Here is a 25,754-nt window from a genome sequence, read left to right as displayed (position 1 = left end):
CCGTACCTGGAAAGGTGCGGGCCGGAAGTTTTTCATGAGAAGCGTTGGGCTTGCGATCAGTCCTGCTCGACGCCGAGGCTGATGCCGCGTGAGGCGAGCCAGGGGAGGGGATCGATCTTGTTCTCGCCGGCGAGATGAACCTCGAAGTGAAGGTGCGGGCCGGTGGAGAAGCCGCGGTTGCCGACAGTGGCGATCTGGTCGCCGGCCATGACCTGCTGACCGACCGTGACGGTGGACGTGTCGATGTGGCCGTAGACGGTGATCGTTCCGTCTGCGTGCTGTAGGCGTACCCACATGCCGAACCCGGAAGCCGGACCTGAATCGATGACCTTGCCGTCGGCGACGGCGACGATGGGCGTCCCGATCGGGGCGGCGATGTCGACGCCGGCGTGCAGGGTGCCCCAGCGGGTGCCGAAGTTGGACGTGAACGTGCCCACTGCCGGCAGCACGAACAGCGGGCGACGGGCAGCGGCTTCGCGTGCTGCGCGCTCGTCACTGAAACGCTGGCCCTTGGCAAGCAGGTTGCTGAACTGGGAGAGGTCGGTCGGCGCTGCGACGTTGAGGACCTGCGGAGCGTCGGCCTCGGTGGTGGCTGCCGTGGAGGTGGCCGGAGCGAACTGAGCGGCCTGCGGTTCTGCGGTGGTACCGATCGCGGAGGACTCGTTGGCGAGTGCAACTTCCGAGTGGTCGGCGGCAGAAGAGGAACCGTCGTTGACAACTGCCTGGCCCGCGGCGACAACCGCGCCGGCTGCAACTGCCAGAACGGCGGCGCGGCCCTTGAGAGCGGAGGGAGGGGTGGGGAGTCGGTGAGCACCGCTGCGGCGAACCGGAGATTCGACATCGACTGTCGGTGCGGAGGAGGCGTAAGTGGGGGTGCTGATCACGTCGGACTCGACGAACTCGTGAGAGTCGGAATCTGACGACGTGGAGGATGAATTTCGAGTGAACATATCGGTAGAGATCTCAGAACTTTTGGTCTCGGTGTAACGCCTGGCCGAGTGCGTTGGATAAGTGGTCGTGACCTCGTCTGGAGCTGAGTTCGAGAACCTACTAGCGGTGAACTGGCTGCGGTGATGCATATGCCGGTTCTCTCCTCGAGTTCGTGATCAGCCCGTGACTTAGACCGACTGACGGTAACGAAATGATTGCGATGGGCGCAAGCCGTAGCGGAAACCTGTCCGATTATGTGACGTGCCTCACAGCTTGACCTGGGAATATGTCGATCCGGGCAAAACGGACGAATCATCTCGTTTCGTGATCACGCGTGTCACAACCGGATCACCGGTCCATTCAGGCACTACCGTCGATCGAGTGTCCACAACACCTGGAACTACGTCGCAGGCGCGTTTCGACGACCCCGGAGTGAAGTCCGGGGCGCCACTCGCGGCGGTAATCGGACTGCTCGGTGCCGTCGGAGTGGCAGCCAGTCCCGTCGTCGGAGTCGGGAGTGGCCGCGGGGTCGACACGACGGGGGCTCTTGCTTCCGCCGCTCTCTTCGCTGCCGTCTGCACGATCGTCGTGCCGCTGGTTGCGGTGCTCACCTCGGGGCGCAGGCCCGCCTTCGCAGGTGGACTCCTGGCAGGTATCGGCGCGGTGTCCCTCGGCGCGGCGATCCTCGACGTTCAGTTGTTCGTCGACGCAATCGATGCAAACCGCTTGGACCTTTTCCGTCCGATTTCGGCGGGTTCGATCGATGCGGGTCCGGGCGCTTATCTCGCGCTCGCGGGCCACGGACTTCTTGTGGTGTCCGGTGTCCTCGGCTTCATGGTCGTCCATCGTGAATCGGAGCGGGACGGATACGGCAGCGCTCGCGCCGCGGAATTCGACGGGCGATCGGTTGGCGGGCGGATCGGTGGGTGGCCGACAGCGCTGCTGATTCTGGCCGCGGTGGTGTTCGTGCTCTCCCTGTTCGGTCCTTCCTTCAGTTCGCAGGATCCGATCTTTCTGGTCAAACCGCTCGTCGACTCGGCGGCGGCCACCGCCGTCGGTACGGGATTGGTCGGCGTCGCGGTACTCGTTGCGGTCGCGGCGGCATTGACGTCCATCTCGCTATCGGTGGGCTGCGGCGCCCTGATCGGTGTCGGTCTCGGCGCACTCGCAGTCAGTGGAACCAGGGTGATGGCTGGGTTCGCGGCCGGCGATCGGATCGGCGCCGGTTCGGGATCGGTGGTCGGGGCACTGGCCGCCGTGGTCATCGCCGTGATCGGCGTTTCAGCTCCCTACCTCGCTTCCAGGCGTGAAAAAGATGCGATTCCCGCTGAAAGTGTGGTTCGCGCACCCGCGAAGACGACAAAGGGTGCGCTGAAAGCGGCGATGGTGGCTCAGTCCCGCGCGGCGCAAGCGCGGGTGAACAGACTTCACCGCGTTGCCGGTATCGGCGCAGTTGTCACCGCAGCAGTGGCAGCCCTGGGCGTGGCACTTCCGGTCCTGTCGTTGCCGGAGAACATCCCCGAACCGTCCATGCTCTCGTCTCGAGTTGTCCTGCTCGCGGCTGCTGTACTGCTGGTCGCCGGTCTGGGCTTGTTCGCCCCGGGCCGCGCCGCGGTGGTGCGGCCGGCCGTCGGCGTGTTGTGGACCACGGTCGTGATGGGAGTCGCCGCTGTCATGCAGTCGGCTGTCATCGCCACGGACGTACCGGGCGTCGGGTTGGGGGCCGGTGCCTTCGTGCTCTGCGGCGCGGCTTTCCTCGCTGCGGCGACGGGACTGCTCGTCTGGCTGGCGGGAAGCGCCGAGCGTGAGGATGTCGACACGTCGGTAGGTGGCGGTTCGCGAGGGCTGGTGCTTATCGTCGGTGGGATCGGCGCCGTCGCTGTCCTGATCGGAACCGCGCTTCCCCTCTATCAGGGCGACGCCTATACGGCGGCCTCAGTTCTGGAGTGGCCGTGGGGAATTGACGTCTGGGGTCAACTGCTCGTCGGCGTCACCGTCGTGATCGCCGCTGTGATCGCAGCGTCCGCGCGGCCGTCGCGGGGCGCGGCATTGCTGATCGGATCTGCCGTGGCAGCTCTGGTGTACGTCGGTGAGTGGCCGCTCACGTCATCGCGCATATCGGACGCAACCGTGGGGGTGGGTGCGATCACAGCGGCCACGGGCATAGTGTTGCTTCTCGTTGCAGCGTTCTCGAGCGCAAGAATCAGTGAGACTGATGCTTGACAAATTCGGTGTGGCCACCTTGCCGAATCGGTGAGGCGTGCCTCATCGGGCAATTGCGCGTGACTTGGGCCACATAGCATCAATGCGGGCGCAAACCGAACGCGGCAACTGGTTAAAGTCCAGAACAGACCCGCTCCTACCCCTCGAGCGGGTGACAACGCAGACGAGACGGTGAGCAGATGGATCTCTTCGAATACCAGGCGAAGGAACTCTTCGCCAAGCACGGAGTGCCGACTTCGGCTGGACGTGTTACAGACACAGTCGCCGGCGCACGCGAGATTGCCGAAGAAATCGGTAAGCCCGTGATGGTGAAGGCACAGGTCAAGGTAGGCGGCCGCGGCAAGGCCGGTGGCGTCAAGTACTCGCCCGACGTGGATGCCGCAGTGGCAAACGCCGAGGCAATCCTGGGCCTGGACATCAAGGGCCATGTCGTCAAGAAGCTGCTGGTCGCAGAGGCAAGTGACATTGCCGAGGAGTACTACATCTCCTTCCTGCTCGACCGCACCAACCGCACCTACCTGGCCATGTGCTCGGTAGAGGGTGGCGTCGAGATCGAGGTCACCGCCGAGGAGAACCCCGACGCTCTCGCCAAGATCCCCGTCGACGCAGTCAAGGGCGTCGACCTCGCGTTCGCGCGCAGCATCGCCGAGGCAGGAAAGCTGCCCGCAGAGGTGCTCGACGCAGCGGCCGTGACGATCCAGAAGCTGTGGGAGGTCTTCATCGGCGAAGACGCACTCCTCGTCGAGGTCAACCCCCTCGTTCGTACGCCTGACGATCAGATCCTCGCCCTCGACGGCAAGGTCACCCTCGACGAGAACGCAGCGTTCCGTCAGCCCGGCCACGAGGCATTCGAGGATCGCGACGCTACCGATCCCCTCGAGCTCAAGGCCAAGGAAAACGACCTCAACTACGTCAAGCTCGACGGTGAGGTCGGAATCATCGGCAACGGCGCAGGCCTGGTCATGTCCACGCTGGACGTCGTCGCATACGCCGGCGAGAACCACGGTGGCGTCAAGCCCGCCAACTTCCTCGACATCGGCGGCGGAGCTTCCGCTGCAGTCATGGCTGCCGGCCTGGATGTCATCCTCAACGATGCACAGGTCAAGAGCGTGTTCGTCAACGTCTTCGGCGGCATCACCGCGTGTGACGCAGTTGCCAACGGCATCGTCGGCGCACTGAAGACCCTGGGTGACGAGGCCAACAAGCCGCTCGTCGTTCGCCTGGACGGAAACAACGTCGAAGAGGGTCGTCGCATCCTCGCCGAGGCCAACCACCCGCTGGTCACGGTCGTCGCAACCATGGACGAGGCCGCCGACAAGGCCGCCGAACTCGCTCACGCAGCGAAGTAAGGGACTCACAGAACAATGGCAATCTTCCTCACCAAGGATTCAAAGGTCATCGTCCAGGGCATCACCGGCGGCGAGGGCACCAAGCACACCGCTCTGATGCTCAAGGCCGGCACCCAGGTCGTCGGCGGCGTCAACGCTCGCAAGGCCGGCACCACGGTCTCGCACGTTGCAGCTGACGGTTCCCCTGTCGAGCTCCCCGTCTTCGCGACGGTCGAAGAGGCAATCAAGGAGACCGGCGCAGACGTCTCCATCGCATTCGTTCCCCCGGCCTTCTCGAAGGACGCCATCGTCGAGGCCATCGACGCGGAGATCCCGCTCCTCGTGGTCATCACCGAGGGCATCCCGGTTCAGGACTCCGCTTACGCTTGGGCGTACAACGAGTCCAAGGGCAAGAAGACCCGCATCATCGGACCGAACTGCCCCGGCATCATCACCCCGGGTGAGGCCCTCGTCGGCATCACGCCCGCCAACATTGCAGGCACCGGCCCCATCGGCCTGGTCTCCAAGTCGGGCACCCTGACCTACCAGATGATGTACGAACTCCGTGACTTCGGCTTCTCCACCGCCATCGGCATCGGCGGCGACCCGGTCATCGGAACCACCCACATCGACGCCATCGAGGCGTTCGAGAAGGATCCCGAGACCAAGGTCATCGTGATGATCGGTGAAATCGGTGGCGACGCCGAAGAGCGTGCAGCCGATTACATCAAGGCCAACGTCACCAAGCCGGTCGTCGGCTACGTGGCAGGCTTCACCGCTCCCGAAGGCAAGACCATGGGCCACGCCGGTGCCATCGTCTCCGGTTCCTCGGGAACTGCTCAGGCAAAGCAGGAAGCTCTCGAAGCTGCAGGCGTGAAGGTCGGCAAGACGCCGTCCGCTACCGCTGCTCTCGCTCGCGAGATTCTTCAGTCCCTGTAAGGGGCTTCGCCCCCGTGCGTGGTTAGGGAGTCTCCGGACTCCTTAACCACGCACAGTGGTATCGACCCACATCGACCCGGCAGGTTCCAACTGCCCGGCACCGGATGTGATGGATGCGACGATCGAATCGAGATCGTCGGCGTCACCGGCGGCGAGCGTCATCACCGCCTTCGATCCATACGTAGTTCCGAGCACCGAGACGCCCCGCGCTCTCAGCTCCGCTTCCACCCGACCGGCCTCTGAGTGCCGGATCGCCAAAGTGCGCAGGACCTTTCTCTCCCTGGCCACAAGCTCGGCCGAATCGAGAGCCACCGAGACCGCTCCCGAATACGCGCGGACCAATCCACCGGCGCCGAGCTTGATTCCGCCGAAATAGCGCGTGACGACAACAATCACATCGACCAGATCTCGAGACTTGAGAACCTGAAGCATCGGCACCCCGGCAGTGCCGCCCGGTTCACCGTCGTCGTGTGCACGCTCGACGCGTGAGTTCGCCTCGTATCCGATCACGAAAGCCGAACAATGATGGCGCGCATCGGGATACAGCGATTTCTGCTCCGCGACGAACTCCGTGGCGGCTTCGGCGTCGTCTACTCGGTGAAGCGCGGCGATGAATCGTGAGTGCTTCACCTCGGTTTCGACGACGTGGTCGGCGCCGGGCGCGAGGGTGAAGGGCATCTGCCCATTGTCTCCTGTCGGTGTTAGCGTGCGAAGTCGAGACACATACGCTGGTAACCATCGAAGACCGTCTACGAGGAGAAGTCATGACGTTCACGCCGCAAGGGCCCAGCTTCGGGCCACCGAATCAGCCGGCAGCGGGCGGTGGAACCAAGAATCTCGGATTCATCCTGCTCATCGCCGTCGCGGCACTCGGCCTGATCAATTTCCTGCTCGGTTTTGCTCCCTTCACGTCGATCAGTGGAAGCAGCAGCGGCATCGGTAGCGGCCTGGATACCAGTTCGAGTTTCTTCGAATCGAGCATCTACGGCCTCGGATTCGTTTTCGCCGGCGGTGTGGTCGCAGGCGTCTCGCTGCTCCCGAAGCAGTCGTATGCAGGCATTGCCGCAGCGCTCACCCTCACGGGTTTCTTCGCTTTGGTGTTCGCCGCGTTCTCCGTCGGTACCAGCGACTACGTCGACATCAGCCTCGGTTGGGGCCTGATCATCGTGCTGATCCTCTCGTTCGTGCAGACCGTCGTCGCAGTCGCCGCGTTGTTGTTCGAGATCGGAATCCTGAAGGCGCCCGCGCCCCGACCGGTAGCTCAGCAGTACGGTCAGCAGCAGCCTTACGGCCAGGCGCCGGGGCAGGCGCCCGGTCAGCCACAGGGATACGGACAGGCTCAGTACGGCCAGCCTCAGCAGGCTCAGCAGCCGGGCCAGTACCAGCAGAATCCGCAGTACGGGCAGGCGCAGCAGCAGGGATACGGGGGAGCGCACGCCGCCCCCACAGACCCGACCGCTTCGCAGCCTTACGGCCAGACTGCGCCTCCATACGGTCAGAACCCTGTGCAGAATCCCGGACAGACCGACTCGTCGGCCGCGACGACGTCGTCTTACTATCCGCTGACCTCTCAGCCCGGTGGCCAGCCGAACCCGAGTTACTCGTCGGATCAGTTCACCGCTCCACGCGGTTACGGCCAGCCGTACAACCAGCAGCAGACTGGCTCGACCGAGCAGCCGACGGGCTTCGAGCCGCCCACTTTCGAAGCGCCGACGCCGTCTGCGGAACCTGACCAGGGCAGCAGCGATTCCGCGGCCGAGACCAAGGTCTTCGGCTCGCAGAACCCCGACGAGCGTCAGCAGTAGTACTTCTTCGTTTCACGAACATGAATGTGGCCTCCGACCCGCTGCGGGTGGAGGCCACATTCCGTGAGCCCGACGGCGCGCCTGAGTGCGCGGCGCACTGTCGAGTGAAACCCTCGAGGGGATGAGTTCTTTGATTGATGGCACCCGGTCCCGTCCCACGTCCTCACGACCCGGACGTGGTCGTACTGGCAGCGGCCGCGTCGGCGGCGGTCGCCCGGGACCGAACCCGGACCTGGCGCGCAAGCTGCTGACCGTCGCCTTCCGACCGTCGGGCCTGACGATGCTGCTGATCGCGGCTGTCGTCGTGGTCACTTTGGTATCGGCGAGCAGCGATCTGACCGGAACCTTCGGCGCCATTGCCACTACATGGTTGGTCATCCACCAGGTGCCGGCGACTATCAGCGGCGTCCAACTCGGTGTACTGCCACTGCTTCCAACGGCGGTCATGATGTGGGTGGTCGCACGCCGATGCGCGTCGACTGCGGTGCACACCGACTCCCGTGACGACACCCTCCGCCTGGTGGGGGCGGCGGTAGCCGGACCGTTGACTATCACGGCAATCGCTCTCGCCGTTGTCGCCGACGCCTCCGCGGCAATTCCGCTGTCGAGCCCCAACACGTTGGCCGCTTTCGGCTGGGTCGCCGGGATTCACCTGATCGCCGCGTCCGTCGGTGTTGCTGCTGCGCACTGGGATCGCGTCGTCGCCGAGATTCCGCCGTGGGCATCTGCCGCTGTTCGTCCGGCCGCGGCCGCGTCGGCAGCGCTGCTGGCTGCGGGCGCCGTGGCCGTCGTGGTGTCACTACTCGTGTCGTGGTCGACGGTCGGTGACCTACTCGCACGCGGCAACGGGTTTGTCGGCGTACTGGGATTGACGGTGTTGTCGCTGCTCTATCTGCCGAACCTCGTGGTCGGTGCAGCCGCGGTGATGACGGGATCGACGGCCGATTTCGGAAACGTCTCCATCAGCGTGTTCGGCAACATCGGTGGAGATCTGCCACCCTTGCCCCTTCTCGGAGCGGTTCCGGAAGGCGTCGCCGGCGGAATCTGGCCGGTGCTGTTGATCGTTCCGGCTGCGGTGGGTGTGATGCTCGGCCGTGATTGCGCTCGACGCATCGCCGGGCAGGACAGTGTGCTCGCAGTGCTGACGGCAGCTGCCGGTGCCGGCGTCGTCATGGCTCTGCTTGCCCTTGCTGCGGGGGGAGACCTCGGGCAGTTCGGCACCGTCGAGGTCCTGTGGTGGGGCTTCGGTCTTCTGACTTTTGCGTGGCTGGGATTGTTCGGAACCGTCTCGGCGCTGTTCGCGATGTGGTTCTCACACCGCGGACACATGAAGGACGAGGTTGCGCCGCCGACGGCTGAACCGGCTCGAGAATCCGAGCCCGAACTTGCGATCACGGCCGCGGCCACAACGGATGGCGAGGACGACGAAAACGCCGACGAAGTGCTCGCCCAGGAATCTGCGGTGGTAGTGACCAAGGTCGTCGAAGCCGAAATTGTCGAAGAATCAGGCGAACCCGTGCAGGTAGTGACAGAGGAAACCGTCGAGATCGAAGTAGTCGACGCGGAGGTTGTCGCGGCACCCGAGGCGGACCCCACAGCCGGGGCGGAGCCGGAGACCGACCTGCCCTCGAAGCCGCAGGAGTCCAGCGACTAGGCTGTCATGCGGCCGATACTCCGGCCGCATCATCTTCCAGTTCTCAGGAGTAGTGCGCTGACTGCCTCGGCCGACAATCCGCAGCCGACAATGCCCGACAGGGTCCAATTTCGCGACTCTGTCGCGCGGGTAGTCGTACTCGCTTCCGGCGCTGGAACCCTGCTGACTTCGCTGATCGACGCTTCGCATGCCGAGGGATACCCCGCCGAGATCGTTGCCGTCGGTGTAGATCGTGACTGCCTCGCCGCCGAGCACGCTGCGGATTCGAAGATCCCGTCCTTCAAGGTCTCGATCAAGACCTACGAAAATCGTGCCGCCTGGGACGAGGCGCTGACAGCAGCAGTGGCCGAGTACGAACCCGATCTCGTGGTCAGTGCAGGCTTCATGAAAATCCTCGGCCCCAGCTTTCTCGAGCGTTTCGGCGGCCGAATCATCAACACTCATCCCGCGTTGCTGCCTGCCTTTCCCGGCGCGCACGCGGTTCCCGACGCTCTGGCGTACGGCGTGAAGGTCACCGGTTCCACGGTGCATCTCGTCGACGGCGGAGTTGATACCGGGCCGATCTTGGCGCAGGAAGCTGTGCCGGTGCATGACGACGACACCGAGTCTTCGTTGCATGAACGCATCAAAATTGTGGAGCGACGGTTGTTGGCGGACGTCATCGCCGCTGTTGCTACGCGCGGAGTGGTTTCCGATGGACGAAAGGCCGTGATCCCCAGTGAGTGAACGCAAGGCTGTGCGCCGTGCACTTGTCAGCGTCTACGACAAGAGTGGTCTGATCGAGCTGGCCACGGGCCTGCACGAGGCCGGTGTCGAGTTGGTCTCGACCGGTTCGACCGCGTCGAAGATCGCCGACGCCGGAATCCCCGTGACCCCGGTCGAGGCTCTGACCGGATTCCCGGAATGCCTCGAAGGCCGTGTGAAGACGCTGCATCCGCGCGTCCACGCCGGCGTTCTCGCCGATACCCGCAAGCCGGATCACCTCGCTCAGCTCGAGGAACTCGGCATCGCGACCTTCGAATTGGTTGTCGTGAACCTGTACCCCTTCACCGAGACGGTTGCCTCGGGCGCTAGCCCGGACGAGTGCGTCGAGCAGATCGACATCGGCGGCCCGTCGATGGTGCGTGCTGCAGCCAAGAACCATCCGTCGGTTGCCGTCGTGGTCGATCCGGCTCGTTACGCCGACGTCCTGACTGCCGTTGCCGGTGGCGGATTCACCTTGCGTGAGCGCACTGTGCTTGCGGCGCAGGCGTTCCAGCACACTGCGTCGTACGACGTCGCTGTTGCGAGCTGGATGACGAGCACGATCGCCGCTGACGAAGACGGTTCGCTGTTCCCGGCCTGGGTCGGTGCTACCTGGAACCGCAGCGCTGTTCTTCGCTACGGCGAGAACCCGCACCAGGACGCCGCGCTGTACGAGAACCCGGCTGCGCCTGCAGGTTTGGCTCAGGCGGAGCAGTTGCACGGCAAGGAGATGTCGTACAACAACTACACGGACTCCGACGCAGCGTGGCGCGCAGCGTACGACTTCACTGATCCGGCCGTCGCAATCATCAAGCACGCCAACCCGTGTGGCATCGCCATCGGCACCGACATCGCCGACGCCCACCGCAAGGCGCATGCATGCGATCCGGTCAGTGCTTTCGGTGGTGTGATCGCTGCCAACCGCGAGGTCACCGTCGAACTGGCCGAGCAGATCGCCGACATCTTCACCGAGGTCGTCATCGCGCCCTCGTACGAAGACGGAGCTGTCGAGGTTCTGCAGCGTAAGAAGAACATTCGTGTTCTGAAGGCAGCCGCTCCGACCGCTACCGGAATCGAACTGCGTCCGATCTCCGGCGGTACGTTGCTCCAGCAGCGCGACGTCCTGGACGCCGACGGCGACAACCCGGCCAACTGGACCCTCGCCAACGGTGAGGCTGCCGATGCCGAGACTCTCGCTGACCTCGAATTTGCTTGGCGCGCCAGCCGTTCGGTGAAGTCCAACGCGATCCTGCTGGCCTCCGGCGGCGCGTCCGTCGGCGTCGGTATGGGCCAGGTCAACCGCGTCGATGCAGCGCATCTGGCTGTTCAGCGAGCCGGTGACCGCGTCGTAGGTTCGGTTGCAGCTTCGGACGCGTTCTTCCCGTTCCCTGACGGTCTGCAGGTGCTGCTCAACGCCGGCGTCAAGGCTGTTGTGCAGCCGGGTGGTTCGGTTCGCGACAACGAAGTGATTGCCGCAGCCAAGGAAGCCGGTGTCACTCTCTATCTGACCGGTGCGCGCCACTTCGCGCACTGACCCCTGCGTCGGTAGCGGGCCTCGACTCCTCAACGGGAGTTCGGGGCCCGTTCTGCATTCAGGCCGCCCGGGTCTTTCAGGCGGCGCTGCTGTGGGTGCCCTGGAGTTCGCGGGGTGAGCCGGTGATGACGACGCGTGAGGCTCCGCGACTGCGGATCTCGCTGATCAATGCGCCGAGGGTAGCTTCGTGGGCCGCATCGGAGTGTGAAAGATCCAGGGTGACGGCGTATCCGGTGAGGTCACCGGGCAGATCGACATACGGCGGCGCGATGGACAGTCGGTTGACTCGAAGTTTCATGTGGTGCTCCTGCGTGTGAAAGGTAAAAGAAAAGGCACCCGAGGCGTTTGCCCTGGGTGCCGAGAACGAATCCGGTGAAACTGGGGATCATTCTCGGGGTACACCGCGCTTGTTGCCCATGTGCTTGGCCGACATTGCGGCCGAAAAAATGTGCTTGTCTGCGGTGCAGCTGCGCCACGAAGGTACGGATACGACGTGCGGGTGTAGCGACATGATGTCCGTTCCTTTCTGTGTGGCGTTGCTGGTTAATGGATGACCGTACAGCACGGATCGAGGGTTCGCACCAATAAAAAGCGCCGCGAACGTAAACTCCGGGTGACTTCTGTCCCCAGGTTCGCTGGATTGAAAGAGTCTTCATTGCAGGTCAGGCGTAGAAAGCAGAATTCCCTCCGCGATGGTTCGCGGAGGGAACTTTCTACCTGAAAAAGAGGACGTTCGGTCTGTACGTGATCAGGAGAACGAACGGACCCACGCTGTGAAGGGTTCCGAGAACTCTGCCGAGTACGGAAGCGGCGCGACGTAGTCGGCACCGGTGGACTGTTCGTCGCCGATGTCCTTGAGTACGAAGTTGGCGTTGCGCATCCGCACGGAAGTCAGCGCTGTATGTGAGAGCGCGGCGTCGAGTGCCGCGACATCGGCGGGAATGACTTGGATGTCCTTGTCCGAGCAGCTCGTGAGAACGGGCATGCCCGCCGGTAGCGCCGCCACGAGCGCAACCGGGTCCAATGCGTCTTCCTCGGCGAGTGCCTTGGCATTGGCGTGTACGAGTCCCGCATTCTGCAGCGGCTCGGGCAGGTCATCCGGAACAGTGCCCTCGGATCGCAGCGACTCGACGGCATCGGCGAGCGCGACGCGCAGTTCGTCAGCCAGTTCGACCGGTAACTGACCGGCGCCGACGACCGCATCGAGCTGGCGGTGAATCTGCGTCGTGAGTAGATCGAGAAGTCTGACGCTCAGTGGCTCGAGCAGTGCGAGGGCACTGACTCTGGCGCCCTCCTTCGCGGTGGCGAGGGCCAGTGCGACTACGGCGCCGTCGCTGTGTCCGACCACGAACAAGCGCTCGGGATCGACACCGGGTTGCCCGGCGAGGTAGTCCAGTCCGTCGGAGGCGGCGTCGACAAAAGTGTTGAAGCCGAGATCGGCGATGTCCTCGATCTCGTAGTCGCCGAGGACGGTTTCGCCGCTGCCGAGCTTGTCGTAACGCAGGCTTGAAATGCCTTGATTTTCAAGAAGATCCGCGATGAACCGCAGAGTTCCGATGTCGCCTTCGAGGAGGGCGCTGTCGCCGTTGCGATCGGTGGGGCCGCTGCCGGCCAGAATCAGCGCGGCCGGGGCAGGGGCGTCGGGTGAGGCGGCCAGGCGAAGACTCCCGTACAGGGTGACGTCGCCGGATTGGAACGAGATCTCGGTGTCGGACATGACGACTTGTCTACCAGGTCGGTGCGGTCAGGCGGTGCGCAGACTCCGGACACGACGCCAGCCACGCCAGCTGAACCACAAGAGCGCGGCGAGCAGGGGAATGATCAGGAGCGGCAAGATCATCGCGATCAAGGAAGTGAAGAAAGTCAGCACATCCTCGATGACGGAAACGACGGGATTTGCCAGCCCACCGGTAGTGGCCGTACTGACCGCGCGAGTGCCGGTCTGCGCGGCGCTGAACGTCAACGCCGTCGGCGCTCCGACGATGATGCCCGCCAACGCGGCCATCGCAGGGTCGAGATGGCTGAAGGCCGCCCAGGCCGCGATCACTCCGGCGATCGGCCCCGTGACGTTCCCGATCACCGAGAGTGCGTTGTCCACGAACGGAATGAGGTCGGCACCCAGTTCGACCACCGCGGCGATTGCCAATGCCACCAGCGCGCCGGTCGATCCGATCCACCGCATCGACTCACCGACGGTGATCCCGAACAGTTCGAAGTGGACGGCAGCGCTGAGCATCAGCAGGGGCAGGAAGGTTCGCATTCCGGACGCTGCGGCGAGTCCGAGGCCGAGCATGGCCGGCAACACCCAGGTATCCATGGGTGGAGTTTAGGTCTACTGTGCGCCTTTATTAACCGCCGGCGGTTAATAAAGGCGCACAGCAAAGTCTCGGAAAGGACCTTTCATGGCGACAAACCCGCAGCCGATGTTCTTCCTCAACCTGCCCGTCAAGGACCTCGGCAAGGCCACCACCTTCTACGAGGGCCTCGGATACTCCAAGAACACGCAGTTCTCCGACGAGAATGCGTCGTCGATGGTCATCAGTGACACCATCGTCGTGATGCTGTTGGCCGAGCCCTTCTTCAAGACCTTCACCACCAAGGGCATCGCCGACACCTCGACGTCGACGGAGGCGCTGCTCGGTCTCTCGGCCGAGACCCGTGAGGCCGTCGACGCCCTCGTCGACAAGGCGCTCGCGACCGGCGGTTCCGAAGGTAACGCGACTCAGGATCACGGCTTCATGTACAGCCGCAGCTTCCAGGATCCCGACGGCCACATCTGGGAAATCATCTGGATGAATCCCGAGAACATCGAGGGCTGAGCGACCGAACTTCCTCGGCGAGAGGCGAAACCCCGAAAACACTCGTAGCGTGGAGTGGTGACTGTCGCAAAAACCCTCGGAGAGCTACGCGCCTCCGGACACGTACAGCGAAGTGTCAAGGAAGAACTACGAGAGAATCTTCTCGCCGCGTTGCGGGACGGCCGTGACCCCTGGCCCGGGATAGTCGGGTTCGAGGACACGGTCGCCCCGCAACTCGAGCGGGCGCTGATCGCCGGCCACGACGTGGTTCTGCTCGGCGAACGAGGTCAGGGAAAGACGAGGCTGCTTCGCACTCTCGGGCTCCTGCTCGACGAGTGGACGCCCGTCATCGAAGGCTCGGAACTGGGGGAGCACCCGTACGAGCCGATCACCCCGGCTTCGATACGTCGAGCCAAGGAACTGGGCGACGACCTCCCGATCGCCTGGCGCCACCGCAGCGAGCGGTACTCCGAGAAGTTGGCGACGCCGGATACCTCGGTCGCCGACCTGATCGGCGACGTCGATCCGGTCAAGGTTGCCGAAGGCCGGAGCCTCGGCGATCCGGAGACCATTCACTTCGGCCTCGTGCCTCGCGCGCATCGCGGAATCGTGGCCATCAACGAGCTCCCCGACCTCGCCGAACGCATCCAGGTCTCTTTGCTCAACGTGATGGAAGAGCGGGACATCCAGGTCCGCGGGTACACGCTTCGGCTTCCGTTGGACGTTCTTCTGGTCGCGAGCGCCAACCCCGAGGACTACACCAACCGCGGGCGCATCATCACACCACTCAAGGACCGCTTTGGCGCCGAGATCCGCACTCACTACCCCGTCGAGCTGGCGGGCGAGATCGCGGTGATCGAGCAGGAGGCGCACCTGGCCGCGGAGGTGCCCGACTACCTTCTCGAAATTCTTGCCAGATTCACTCGCCTGCTCCGCGAATCCACCTCGGTGGACCAGCGATCGGGTGTGTCGGCACGCTTTGCCGTCGCCGGCGCGGAAACCGTCAGTGCCGCCGCGGTACGACGGGCAGCGGTGCTCGGCGAAGCCGATCCTGTTGCACGGCCCGTCGATCTCGAGTCCGTGGTCGAGGTTCTTCGCGGCAAGGTCGAGTTCGAATCCGGTGAAGAGGGACGGGAACTGGAGGTGCTCGAGCACCTGCTGCGTCGCGCGACGGCCGATACGGTTCGGGCACGTCTCGGCGGGATCGACCTGGGGATGCTGGTTGCTGCGGTGGAGATGGGCAACACGATCGTCACCGGTGAATCTGTCACGGCCAAGGCATTTCTCGACGAGCTTCCGGACCTCGAGGTCCTGGACGAAGTAGCCGAACGTCTCGGTGCGCAATCCGACGGCGAGCGTGCCGCCGGTGCCGAACTTGCCCTCGAAGGGCTTTACCTCGCGCGCCGGATCTCCAAAGATCAAGGCCCGGGCGGCCGCTCGGTGTATTCGTAAGGGGCAGTGATGATCCACAATCCGCGGTACGGGCCTTACGACGGTGGTCCCGATCCGCTCGCGCCTCCCGTGGATCTGCGCGAGGCCCTGGCAGCAATCGGCGACGACGTGTTGTCGGGCACGTCGCCGCGCCATGCCCTCCGAGAGCTCCTGCGCCGAGGCAACCGGGACATGCGCGGGCTCGACGACCTTGCCGCCCAGGCGAACCGGCGTCGACGCGAGTTGCTGCGCCGCAACAATCTCGACGGAACTCTCGACGAGGTTCGTAAGCTTCTCGACAAGGCGGTGCTCGAAGAGCGCAAAGAATTGGCACGTGCTCTCGACGACGACGCACGATTCAACGAAATGCGGATCGAGGAGTTACCGCCGTCGACAGCTCAGGCCGTGCAAGATCTGGCCGACTACAACTGGCGCAGCGAACAGGCTCGCGCGGATTACGAGAAGATTCGTGATCTGCTCGGACGTGAGGTTCTCGATCAACGCTTCTCGGGAATGAAGCAGGCACTCGAGGGCGCCACCGACGAGGATCGTGAGCAGATACGCCAGATGCTGGCTGATCTGAATCAACTGCTCGACGCGCACTCTCGCGGCGTCGACACTGCGGAGCAGTTCGCGGAGTTCATGGACAAGCACGGGCAGTATTTCCCGGACAACCCGCGCAACGTCGAGGAACTTCTGGATTCTTTGGCGCAGCGCGCGGCGGCTGCACAACGATTGCGGAACTCGCTCTCGCAGGAGCAGCGTGACGAGTTGGATGCGTTGGCGCAGCAGGCGTTCGGTGATCCGAGCCTGATGAGTGAGCTGAGTCAACTCGACCAGTTCCTTCAGGCGGCTCGGCCGGGTGAGGACTGGGAAGGTTCGCAACAGTTCCGCGGCGACAACGGAATGGGGTTGGGTGAGGGGACCGGTGCCCTGCAGGACATCGCCGAGCTGGAATCCTTGGCGGATCAACTGTCGCAGCAATACGCGGGCGCGGCGCTCGACGACATCGACCCCGAGCTACTTGCGCGGCAACTCGGCGACGAAGCCGCCGCTGATGCTCGCACCCTGGCCGATCTCGAAAAGGCTTTGCAGGAACAGGGTTTCTTCGATCGTGCACCGGATGGTCAATGGCGCTTGTCGCCCAAAGCCATGCGACAGCTCGGACAGACTGCTCTGCGCGATGTCGCCGGGCAACTGTCGTCACGAACCGGTCAACGCGATACGCGTCGGGCCGGTGCGATGGGTGAACCGACCGGAGCGTCCCGCGAATGGGAATTCGGGGACACGGAACCGTGGGACGTCACGAGAACCATCACCAACGCCGTCCTGCGTGACCCGGGCCGAATGCCGGTGCGGCTGAGCGTCGTCGATGTCGAGGTGGCCGAAACCGAACAGCGCAGTCAGGCTGCGGTTGCTCTCCTGGTGGACACGTCGTTCTCGATGGTGATGGAAGATCGCTGGGTGCCGATGAAGCGCACCGCTCTGGCACTCAATCATCTGGTGAGTACGCGATTTCGCAGCGACGAACTCCAGTTGATCGCCTTCGGACGCCACGCGCACGTGCTGAGCCCGTCGGAGCTCGCTGGTTTGGACGGCGCGTGGGACCAGGGAACCAACCTGCACCACGCACTGTTGTTGGCGGCCAGGCATCTTCGACGCCACTCCAACGCACAGCCGGTGGTACTGATCGTCACCGACGGTGAGCCGACGGCTCATCTCGAAGCGGACGGAGAAGCCAGGTTCGACTACCCGCCGAGTGCGCGAACCCTCGGTTTGACGGTTCGAGCACTCGACGCGGTGGCCAGGCTGGGCGCCAAGGTCACGTTCTTCCGCCTCGGTGAGGATCCAGGTCTGGCCAGGGTGGTCGACCGGATGGCGCACCGTGTGGGTGGACGCGTCATCGCGCCGGACCTGGACGGCCTCGGCGCCGCGGTCGTGAGTGACTACATGCGAGGTCGCCGCTAATTCTGCCGCCGTCAGTCTTGTTCAGCGGGCTGGTGCTGGGTGATGCAGTGGATGCCGCCGCCACGTTCGAACAGCGGTCTGGCGTCGACGGTGACGACGGTGCGCCCGGGGTAGGCGGCCGCAAGGATCCGGGCCGCTTCGGCGTCGGCCGGATCGTCGAAGCTGCAGGCGATCACTCCGCGATTGACCACGAGATGGTTGATGTAGCTGTAGTCGACGAATCCCTCGTCGTCGCGCAGGATTTCGGGAGCGGGTACCCGAATGACCTTCCACGGCCGACCGCCGACGTCCGTCGAGCTTTCGAACAACTCGATGATCGTCTTGCTGACGGCGTAGTCGGGGTGCACCGGATTGCGTTGGTCATGGACGAGTACCACTCCGGGGGAAGAGATGGCAGCGACGATGTCGACGTGTCCGCGCGTTCCGTAGGTCTCCTGATCGCGAGTCAATCCGCGGGGAAGCCAGATCACGTGCTTGGCGCCGATGGTGCGGGCGAGTTCGGCCTCGATGTCGGCCTTCGTCAGGTCGGGGTTTCGTCCCGGATCGAGTTGGACGGTTTCGGTGACCAAGACGGTGCCGAGACCGTCGACCGCAATACCGCCGCCCTCGTTGACGATTGGTGAGTCGATCAACTGGGCACCGGATTGTTCGACGACAAACGCGCCGATCTTCGAGTCCTTGTCCCACTGCGCCCAATCCTGTGCACCCCAGCCGTTGAACACCCAGTCGACTCCGCCGAGACGGCCTTCGTCGGACAGGACGAACGTCGGCCCGATGTCGCGCATCCACGCGTCGTCGAGAGGTGCCTCGACGATGTCGACCTTCTCGGACAGGTACTTTCGTGCTTCTTCGACTTCGGCGGGATCGACGACGACGGTGACCGGCTCGAATTCGGCGACGGCGTGGGCGACGGCCGCCCACGTCGAGCGCGCTTCGTGCTGTTCTTCCGCGGTGTCCCCGAGGGAGTATCCGGCGCTCGGGTACGCCATCCAGGTACGTTCGTGCGGCTCACTTTCCGCGGGCATGCGCCAGGTCATCGGTTGGCTCCTGCAGTGTTCACCGGTGCGGTCAGGCCCGAGTAGGTGTCGGGTCGGCGAGTGGCCAGGAACGGGAACAGCGCAAGCCAGTCTTCACGGTGCTGTAGATCGAGATCTGCGACCAGGACGGCTGATTCGTCGCGCGGAGCCTGAACGAGGATGCGTCCGTACGGGTCCGAGATGAACGACGAACCGTAGAAGGTGATGAGACCTTCACTGCCGTGGCGATTGGGGACAACCATGAAAGTGCCGTTGGCGATACCGTTTCCGACGATCACTTGCTGCCACAGCGGTTGGGTGTCGAAGTTCGGGTGATCGGGTTCCGAGCCGATCGCCGTCGGGTACACCAAGACCTGGGCACCGGCGAGGGAGTATGCACGTGCGACCTCGGGGAACCACTCGTCCCAGCATGTCGGGAGTCCGAACTTGGCGCCGAGTGCCTCGTGAACGGGGTATGCGTCCTCGGACGGACCGCCGCGAAAGTACGTGTCCTCGTAGTACCCGGCCGTCACCGGAATGTGGAGCTTGCGGGTACGACCGAGAAGTTCACCCCCGGGCGAGACCAGGATCGCGGTGTTGAAGCCCAGGCAGTCCTCGGCGTCGCTGCGCTCGTACAACGACGCGTGAACGAGAACCTGGTTCTCCGCGGCGGCCTTGGTGGCGAAGGCGAAAGTGGGTCCGGTGAGCAGGTCTTCCGCCGCGCGTCCGGGATTGTCGCCGGCCGGGGCGGAGGCGGGGTAGCGGCTGAGCGTCAGCTCTGGAAGAAAGACCACGGAAGCGCCCAGCTTCGCTGCGGACGCAATGCCTTCGCTCAATTCAGCGTGGAGGTCGTCTTGGTCCTCGTGCCAGCGATGTTGGACGAGACCTACACGCAGAGGGGTGGACGTGGACGGCGAAGTCGCGGCCGGTGACTCGGGTGGGGTGAGGGCGGTGATCGTCAGCATGGGGTTTCCTCGGTGCTCGGGTATTCGACGTTCAACGTAAAACGAATGTGATTCGTTAAGTATGGTGGGTGAGCGCTGATTGATCAAGGACTTTCGAGGAATTGTTTTTTGCAGCGCCCCGAACGGTGTGGATCACTACAGGAGGACATATGCCGCGGCCATCGCAACGACTGCTCTCACCGGCGATCATCACCGAGGCAGCGATCGAGTCGGTGGACGAATCCGGCGACTTCACCATGCCGGGACTCGCCGCAAGACTGAAGGTTCGACCGTCCTCGCTCTACAACCACGTTTCCGGACGAGCCGAGATCGTCGAACTGATGAGGGCGCAGTTGATGGCAGGAATCGACGTCGAGTCGGCCTCGGGGACCTGGAGTGAGACCGTCGCGGCGCTGGCAGCCGAGTACCGGCGAAGCTACGCCGCGCATCCTCGTCTGATTCCGCTCTTCACGGCCCAGACGGTGCAGGCCGGTGTGGCGTTCACCCTCTACAACGCATTGGCGCAGGCATTTGCCGATGGTGGCTTCGACCCGACCGAAACACTGCACGCGATCACGACCGTCGACAGTTTTGTTCTCGGTTCGGCCCTGGACCTGGCGGCGCCGGACGTCCAGTGGGCGTCGGGACCCGAAGCCAACGACGCGATGAAGGCGGCGTTGGCAACGTCCGGGAAAAATCCCGAACGTGCCGACGCCGCCTTCGAATTCGGCTTGCGCGTGTTGATGGCGGGCCTGATCGCGCAGGCCCCCGAATCTACTGTCTCCTAGGACACGCTGAGGTCGTTCTCGTCGCGCAGAGCCTCCGTGTCGCGGTTGAGGGTCTTGCCCTCGAAGAACTCGGGATTGCGCACTCGCATGACCATCATCAGGACCGCGCCGAGGATGAGGATTCCGAAGCCGAGGAAGAAGACCAGGCCGATTCCGCCGATGGATGCTCCGCTGGCATTGTCCGGATTCATACTCTCCTGGACCGAAATGACGAACACCGCAAGCAGCATGAGGCCACCGATGAGTGGGAACGCGAGCCGGAAGACGAAGTTTCGTACGCTCTCGAAAAGCGTCTTGCGGAAGTACCACACGCACGCGAATGCGGTGATGCCGTAGTACCAGCAGATCATGATGCCGAGTGCGGCGATCGTGTCGAGCAGAGCACTTTCGGACAGGAACGTGACGACGCTGTAGAACACTGCGGTTACCGCGCCGGCCACGACGGTCGTGTACGACGGCACCAGGAACCGAGGCGAGACCTCGGCGAGCTTCTTGGGGAAAGCTCCGTATGCACCCATGGCGAGCATGGTTCGTGCCGCGGGCAGGAACGTGGTCTGCAGGCTGGCGACTGAAGAGACGAAGACCGCGAGGAACAGAAGCATTCCGCCCCAGTTGCCCAGGACCGGGTCGGCCAGAGCGCCGAAGACGTTCTCGGAGTTGTCGGGATTGCCGAGGCCGAGGCCTTCCTCGCCGACGCCGGCGTACATCATCGCGGCAACGGCGACCAGCAGGTAGGTAAGGAGAATGGTTGCGACACAGAGCAAACCGGCGCGGCCGGGGGTCTTCTTGGGGTTCTTCGACTCCTCGCCCAGCGTGAGACAGGTATCCCAGCCCCAGAACGCGAAGATCGATCCGGTGAGTCCGATGACAAACGCACCGATGGCGAGTCCGCTGAACGGGTTGAACCAACTCACGTCGAAGGACAATCCGGCCGGGGCGTCGCCGGCGCCGACGTGAACCAGTGCAACGACGGCGAAGACGACCAGCAGCACCATCTGGAAGCCGACGAGCGCGAACTGTACGCGCTCGCTGGTGGTGATTCCCCGACTGGCAATCCAGGTGGCCAACGCGATGAACACCAGTGTGGTGCCGACGTTGACGAATTTATTGCCCGGCAGATCGGCGATGGAGGGATTGTCGGCCACCCGCGCGATGAACAGATAGAAGAAGTCGACGGCAATCGCAGCGAGGTTCGAGAGCACGATGATGGTGGCGATCACCATGCCCCAGCCGCACATCCAGCCGACGTACGGTCCGAATGCCTTGGTGGACCACGTGAATGACGCTCCGCAGTCAGGAGTGTCGGAGTTCAGTTCGCGGTACGCGTACGCGGTGAGGAACATCGGGATGAAGCCGGCGATGAAGATGGCGGGCATCTTGAGACCGACCGCAGCGACGATCAATCCGATGCTGGCCGTCAGGGTGTAACCCGGTGCCACGGAGGAGATTCCGAGCACCGCGCCGGAGATCATGCCGATCTTGCCGGTGGCGAGGCCTTTGGAACTCAGTTCGGTGCTGGTCATGACAGTGCCTCCGGCTGGGTGAATTCGTGCTTGGGCACTACGACCATGGGTACGGGCAGTACGCGCAGCATCTTGGCGGCGGTTGAGCCCAGGAACAGTTTGCGGGGCTGTGCGAGTCGACTTGAACCGACCATCACGAGGTCGCCGTCCTGCCAGTCCAGTTGACGCACTGCCGATTCCACGGTAGATCCGTCGGCAATGATGACCTCGATGGGGAACTCCGCGGGGAGCGCGGCTCTTGCGACGTCGAGTGTGTCCTGAGCGTGATTTCGTGCACGCTCCCTGGCCGACTCGGCGGTGTCGCGATGATCTCGCAGATCGTTCTGGGGGTCGAGCGCTACCAGTGAGACCAGTCGCAACGGAACCTGCATCAGTTCGCTGGCGCGCACGGCGGTGTTCAAGACGATGTCGGCGCCGACACGGGTGCCGAGTGCACAGGTGACCTCTCGTATCGCAGTGGCCGCCGAGTGCCGCGTTCCGCGAGGCGCCAGTGCTACCGGGACGTGGGCGGAGTGAAGCAGTTCGGTCGAGACCGAACCTATCGCGTGACGGCCGAGCAAACCGTCGCCGGAAGCTCCCACCACGATCGCGAGCGCATTCAGTCTGTCCACTTCGTCGAGCAGGCCCTGAGCGAACGACTCGTGGAAGCTCAGGTGTACTTCCACCTGGATGTCCTCGGGCACCGACGCTTTCGCCTCGGCGAGCCAGTCGTGTGCACGCGCGGCGAGGATGTCGTCGTAGCCGGCTTCCGAGGGAACCTTGGCCGGCAGTGTCCGATCCGGTGGGAGGACCATGCAGATGTCGAGTTGCGCGCCGAGACTGCGCGCGAGCTGGGCCCCGAGGACCAGCCCGTCTTTACCGCTGGGTGTGGCGAGGTATCCGACGATAAGGCGCATGGTGGCTCTTTTCCGGATTGGAGGAATCTGCTGTGCGCCTTTATTAACCGCGGGGGTTGATAAAGGCGCACAGCAGGAGGGGCGGCGACTCAGTCGTGCGAACTCATGACGTGCTTGAGACGGGTGTAGTCCTCGACTCCGTAGGCCGAGAGATCCTTGCCGTAACCGGAATACTTGAAGCCGCCGTGCGGCATTTCGGCGACGAGCGGGATGTGGCAGTTGATCCACACCGCACCGAAGTCGAGAGCAGCGGAGACGCGTTGCGTGACACCGTGATCCTTGGTCCAGATGCTCGAGGCCAGGCCGAACCGAACGTCGTTGGCAAGCGTGATCGCCTCCTTCTCGTCGGAGAAGCTCTGGACTGTGAGGATAGGACCGAAAGTCTCTTCCTGCACGATGTCGTCCGATTGCGCGACGCCGGTGATGACGGTCGGCTCGAAGAAGAATCCGGTTTCGCCCGAACGCTTTCCGCCGGTAACGATCTTGGCCGACGCCGGCAGGTTCGCGATCTTGTCGCTCACGGCGTTGAAGTGATTGATGTTGTTGAGCGGGCCGTAGAAGGCATCAGGATCGGAAGGCGCTCCGGGGCGCAGCTTCTCGGCGTTCCGGACGAGGGCTTCGACGAGCTGATCGTGGATGGACTCGTGAACGATCACGCGAGTGGCCGCGGTGCAATCCTGGCCGCCGTTGAAGAACGCTGCCTCGGCGATGCCGGTGGCGGTCTTCTCGATGTCGACGTCGCCGAAGACGATCGCCGGCGCTTTGCCGCCCAGTTCGAGGTGCGCGCGCTTGAGTTGCTGTGCTGCGGACACGGCGACAGCGATGCCCGCCCGCACCGAACCGGTGATCGAGACGAGACCGAGGGCCGGGTTCTCCACCAACGTCGCTCCGGTTCCGCCGTTGCCGAGCACGACGTTGAACACGCCGTCCGGCAGGATGCCCTTCGAGAGCTTCGCCAGGACCAGCGTGCTGCCCGGTGTGGTGTCGCTGGGCTTGAGGACGATCGTGTTGCCGGCCGCGAGGGCGGGCCCGATCTTCCACAGCGCCATCATGAACGGGTAGTTCCATGGAGTGACCTGACCGACGACGCCGATCGGCTCACGACGGACGTAGGAGGTGAAACCCTCCATGTACTCTCCGGCCGCCTTGCCTTCGAGAAGTCGTGCGGCTCCGGCGAAGAACCGCATCTGATCGGCTCCGACCTTGACCTCTTCGTCGGCGATCATCTGGTGAGCCTGGCCGGTGTTGGCGCTTTCGGCTGCGACGATTTCGTCGCTGTGCGCTTCGATGGCGTCGGCGAGCTTGAGGAGTGCAGCCTGCCGCACGCTCGGCGTCGTCTTGCCCCAGGTCTCGAATGCTCTCTGTGCGGCTTCGACGGCGGCGTCGACGTCTTCCTTCGTGGAGACCGGCGTACGCCCGACCACACTCTCGTCCACGGGGTTGATCAGGTCGAGTGTTTCCGTCGCGGCTGAGGCGACGAATTCACCGTTGATGTAGTTCTCGAGTACGACGATCGACATCGGTACCGGTTCCTCTCGAGGTCGAACGAGTTCCGGCCGAGGTGATCAGCACGGAACTCGCACTTTGTGGGGCGTGTGTGAGCAAGTGTGCGCTGACTCACAAGTAAAGGCAGCTGCCAAAAAGGTGAAATCTTTGATCCCCGACGCACCGAGTTGTACAGTCCTGCCCATGACGATCGCTGTGCGGTGGATGTTGGCGCAGCCGGATCTCGCGCTGGAACTCAAAGGTGGCGCCCAGGGTGTCGGTCGCGAAATCACATTCGCGCACGCCACGGAGTTGCTCGACCCGTTTCGATGGTTGACCGGCGGCGAATTCATCCTCACCACCGGCATCCGATTGCCGTCCACTCAGCAAAAGCGCGGCCGCTATCTCCGGATGCTCGACGCGGCGGGAGTGGCGGCGGTGGGATTCGGAACCGGGCTCTCGTACCCCGAGGTCCCGGCCGATCTGGTGGCCGTCGCCGACGAGATCGGACTCCCGCTGATCGAGGTGCCGCTGCCGACGCCTTTTGCTGCCGTCGTCAAGCGTGTGATGAGCCGGTTGGCAGAGCAGGAATATGAAGCTGTCCTCCGGGCGTCGCGGGCGCAACCGCGGATGACGCGTGCCGTCATTTCCGGCGGAACGGCTGCGACCGTGCGTGAACTGGCGATCGCAACCTCGGCGACGGTGCTTCTTCTCGACGTCGCCGGAAGAGTTCTCGAGAGCTCACCTCAACTGCCGACGGACGACGTGATCGACGAACTGCGAGCAACTCTCGGGGGCGGTGCCTCTAGTAGCGTGACGCTCGCAAGGTCTGGAGCGTCGATCGCGGTGCAGCAGATCAGCGTCGGGCGAACGCCGTACGGATACCTGGCGGTGATCAGTGCTTCGGCGCTCAGCTACGTCGATCAGATACTGCTCGGTCACGCGAACTCGTTGTTGGCGTTGGACTTCGAGAAACCCGCGCGTCTGCGTGCTACTCAGGATCAGTTGAATTCGCACGCCCTCGGGCTGCTGCTCACCGAGGATCGCGACCCGGCGCCGGCGTGGCAACAGATCAGGCAGGCCGCCGACGGTGAGGGAATGATCCGAGGATTGACAGTTCTTGCCGACACGTCCGACGTAGCGGGACGCGTCGGAGCCGAGATTGCCGAGTTCATGAACAAGGCGGGGCGGCAGTTGTTCTCGCGGATCAACGACACTCGCGTCACGGTGCTGCTGCGTGGAACCGACGACGTCGAGTTCGCCCGAGAGTTGCTCGGCGGGGTATCGAGGTCGGATCTTCGCGCGCTTCGTGTCGGCTTGAGCGCGCGACGGGTGGTCGCTGCGCTGGCGGTCGCCGTCGAACAGTCCCAGCTGTGTGCGTCGGCGGCGGAAATCGGTGGCGAGCCTTTGGAATTCGCAGCTCTGACCGGAAGTGTGCTGCTGTCTTTCGATTCGACGCGTGAAGTGCTCAACACGCTGGCGGAAACGATGATCACACCGATCGAGGACTACGACCGTGACAACGGCACCGAACTGCTGGCGTCGCTGCGGGCATTTCTCGAGGCCAACGGACACTGGGAAGCGGCCGCCATCACGATGGGCGTTCACCGGCACACACTGCGGAGCCGAATGGCGAAGGTGGAGAGCCTGATCGACTGTCGGCTGGAAGTGGCCAGGGTTCGGGCCGAACTACTGCTCTCGATCATTGCCCGGCAATCGTGACTGCCGGGCAATGATCGAGACTTGGC

General features: G+C 63.9%; 22 protein-coding genes. 12 read left to right on the top strand and 10 right to left on the bottom strand.

From position 1 onward, the window contains the following. Window positions 1-56: 56 nt before the first annotated feature. Window positions 57-1,079 (bottom strand): M23 family metallopeptidase, encoded by a 1,023-nt coding sequence (locus EHW12_RS22015; RefSeq protein ID WP_030534879.1) that lies wholly within the window; start codon window positions 1,077-1,079, stop codon window positions 57-59. Window positions 1,080-1,311: 232 nt separating this feature from the next. Between EHW12_RS22015 and EHW12_RS22010 the strand changes: the two genes are divergently transcribed. From EHW12_RS22010 to sucD, 3 genes are all read left to right on the top strand, one after another. Beyond that, the gene (locus EHW12_RS22010) at window positions 1,312-3,153 is read left to right on the top strand and encodes a hypothetical protein (protein WP_241199028.1); all 1,842 of its coding nucleotides are present in this window, start codon (window positions 1,312-1,314) and stop codon (window positions 3,151-3,153) included. A gap of 179 nt (window positions 3,154-3,332) precedes the next feature. Next, window positions 3,333-4,502, top strand: coding sequence for an ADP-forming succinate--CoA ligase subunit beta (gene sucC, locus EHW12_RS22005; RefSeq protein WP_003946426.1), 1,170 nt, complete (start codon window positions 3,333-3,335; stop codon window positions 4,500-4,502). Between the two features lie 15 nt (window positions 4,503-4,517). Next, complete coding sequence (gene sucD, locus EHW12_RS22000) at window positions 4,518-5,420, top strand: succinate--CoA ligase subunit alpha (RefSeq protein WP_003946432.1); 903 nt, start codon at window positions 4,518-4,520, stop codon at window positions 5,418-5,420. Window positions 5,421-5,462: 42 nt separating this feature from the next. Here sucD and EHW12_RS21995 read toward each other — a convergent pair whose 3' ends face one another. Further along, window positions 5,463-6,098, bottom strand: a complete 636-nt coding sequence (locus tag EHW12_RS21995) for a YigZ family protein (RefSeq protein ID WP_003946418.1) — start codon at window positions 6,096-6,098, stop codon at window positions 5,463-5,465. 86 nt (window positions 6,099-6,184) lie between these two features. On the opposite strand from EHW12_RS21995, the gene EHW12_RS21990 reads away from it, so the two are divergent. From EHW12_RS21990 to purH, 4 genes are all read left to right on the top strand, one after another. Then, window positions 6,185-7,225 (top strand): DUF5336 domain-containing protein, encoded by a 1,041-nt coding sequence (locus tag EHW12_RS21990; protein ID WP_030534877.1) that lies wholly within the window; start codon window positions 6,185-6,187, stop codon window positions 7,223-7,225. A gap of 121 nt (window positions 7,226-7,346) precedes the next feature. Continuing rightward, window positions 7,347-8,879, top strand: coding sequence for a DUF6350 family protein (locus EHW12_RS21985; protein ID WP_064444234.1), 1,533 nt, complete (start codon window positions 7,347-7,349; stop codon window positions 8,877-8,879). Between the two features lie 90 nt (window positions 8,880-8,969). Beyond that, window positions 8,970-9,605 (top strand): phosphoribosylglycinamide formyltransferase, encoded by a 636-nt coding sequence (purN, locus tag EHW12_RS21980; RefSeq protein ID WP_050655578.1) that lies wholly within the window; start codon window positions 8,970-8,972, stop codon window positions 9,603-9,605. Next, window positions 9,598-11,157 carry a bifunctional phosphoribosylaminoimidazolecarboxamide formyltransferase/IMP cyclohydrolase gene (gene purH / locus EHW12_RS21975; protein WP_003946407.1) on the top strand — a complete coding sequence of 520 codons (1,560 nt, stop codon included), beginning with the start codon at window positions 9,598-9,600 and terminating at the stop codon, window positions 11,155-11,157. Before purN ends, purH begins: the two co-directional genes overlap by 8 nt. A 76-nt stretch (window positions 11,158-11,233) precedes the next feature. Here the strand turns inward: purH and EHW12_RS21970 are convergent, their stop codons facing one another. From EHW12_RS21970 to EHW12_RS21960, 3 genes are all read right to left on the bottom strand, one after another. Then, window positions 11,234-11,455, bottom strand: coding sequence for a hypothetical protein (locus EHW12_RS21970; RefSeq protein WP_125051760.1), 222 nt, complete (start codon window positions 11,453-11,455; stop codon window positions 11,234-11,236). Window positions 11,456-11,905: 450 nt separating this feature from the next. Further along, window positions 11,906-12,874 carry an alpha/beta fold hydrolase gene (locus EHW12_RS21965; protein ID WP_125051758.1) on the bottom strand — a complete coding sequence of 323 codons (969 nt, stop codon included), beginning with the start codon at window positions 12,872-12,874 and terminating at the stop codon, window positions 11,906-11,908. A 27-nt stretch (window positions 12,875-12,901) separates the two neighbouring features. Next, a complete protein-coding gene (locus EHW12_RS21960; protein ID WP_007727593.1) occupies window positions 12,902-13,474 on the bottom strand; it encodes a DUF4126 domain-containing protein in 573 nt (190 codons plus the stop codon). Window positions 13,475-13,559: 85 nt separating this feature from the next. On the opposite strand from EHW12_RS21960, the gene EHW12_RS21955 reads away from it, so the two are divergent. From EHW12_RS21955 to EHW12_RS21945, 3 genes are read left to right on the top strand one after another with little or no spacing between them, the layout of a single operon-like run. Next, window positions 13,560-13,976: a VOC family protein gene (locus tag EHW12_RS21955; RefSeq protein WP_007727590.1), complete on the top strand. Its 417-nt coding sequence runs from the start codon at window positions 13,560-13,562 to the stop codon at window positions 13,974-13,976. 54 nt (window positions 13,977-14,030) lie between these two features. Next, the gene (locus tag EHW12_RS21950; RefSeq protein WP_003946364.1) at window positions 14,031-15,407 is read left to right on the top strand and encodes an ATP-binding protein; all 1,377 of its coding nucleotides are present in this window, start codon (window positions 14,031-14,033) and stop codon (window positions 15,405-15,407) included. A 9-nt stretch (window positions 15,408-15,416) separates the two neighbouring features. Next, window positions 15,417-17,354, top strand: coding sequence for a VWA domain-containing protein (locus EHW12_RS21945; RefSeq protein ID WP_058226066.1), 1,938 nt, complete (start codon window positions 15,417-15,419; stop codon window positions 17,352-17,354). Window positions 17,355-17,365: 11 nt separating this feature from the next. Here the strand turns inward: EHW12_RS21945 and EHW12_RS21940 are convergent, their stop codons facing one another. Both EHW12_RS21940 and EHW12_RS21935 read right to left on the bottom strand, forming a co-directional pair. Further along, complete coding sequence (locus tag EHW12_RS21940; RefSeq protein ID WP_042449028.1) at window positions 17,366-18,391, bottom strand: agmatine deiminase family protein; 1,026 nt, start codon at window positions 18,389-18,391, stop codon at window positions 17,366-17,368. Then, window positions 18,388-19,335 carry a nitrilase-related carbon-nitrogen hydrolase gene (locus EHW12_RS21935; protein WP_125051756.1) on the bottom strand — a complete coding sequence of 316 codons (948 nt, stop codon included), beginning with the start codon at window positions 19,333-19,335 and terminating at the stop codon, window positions 18,388-18,390. Before EHW12_RS21935 ends, EHW12_RS21940 begins: the two co-directional genes overlap by 4 nt. Window positions 19,336-19,484: 149 nt before the next feature. Between EHW12_RS21935 and EHW12_RS21930 the strand changes: the two genes are divergently transcribed. Further along, complete coding sequence (locus tag EHW12_RS21930) at window positions 19,485-20,102, top strand: TetR/AcrR family transcriptional regulator C-terminal domain-containing protein (protein ID WP_030536334.1); 618 nt, start codon at window positions 19,485-19,487, stop codon at window positions 20,100-20,102. Here the strand turns inward: EHW12_RS21930 and EHW12_RS21925 are convergent. From EHW12_RS21925 to EHW12_RS21915, 3 genes are all read right to left on the bottom strand, one after another. Continuing rightward, window positions 20,099-21,625 carry an APC family permease gene (locus tag EHW12_RS21925; RefSeq protein ID WP_125051754.1) on the bottom strand — a complete coding sequence of 509 codons (1,527 nt, stop codon included), beginning with the start codon at window positions 21,623-21,625 and terminating at the stop codon, window positions 20,099-20,101. The genes EHW12_RS21930 and EHW12_RS21925 overlap by 4 nt on opposite strands. Next, on the bottom strand, window positions 21,622-22,521 hold the full coding sequence (locus EHW12_RS21920; protein ID WP_007727555.1) for a universal stress protein: 900 nt from the start codon (window positions 22,519-22,521) through the stop codon (window positions 21,622-21,624). Before EHW12_RS21920 ends, EHW12_RS21925 begins: the two co-directional genes overlap by 4 nt. 89 nt (window positions 22,522-22,610) lie before the next feature. Beyond that, window positions 22,611-24,041, bottom strand: a complete 1,431-nt coding sequence (locus EHW12_RS21915; RefSeq protein ID WP_003946421.1) for a gamma-aminobutyraldehyde dehydrogenase — start codon at window positions 24,039-24,041, stop codon at window positions 22,611-22,613. A gap of 169 nt (window positions 24,042-24,210) precedes the next feature. Between EHW12_RS21915 and EHW12_RS21910 the strand changes: the two genes are divergently transcribed. Beyond that, window positions 24,211-25,728, top strand: coding sequence for a PucR family transcriptional regulator (locus EHW12_RS21910; protein ID WP_003946355.1), 1,518 nt, complete (start codon window positions 24,211-24,213; stop codon window positions 25,726-25,728). The last annotated feature ends 26 nt before the right edge of the window (window positions 25,729-25,754 follow it).

The sequence above is a fragment of the Rhodococcus sp. NJ-530 genome, from assembly GCF_003860625.1.
Lineage (GTDB): Bacteria > Actinomycetota > Actinomycetes > Mycobacteriales > Mycobacteriaceae > Rhodococcus_F > Rhodococcus_F qingshengii.
This window is presented reverse-complemented; position numbering and strand designations above follow the sequence as displayed.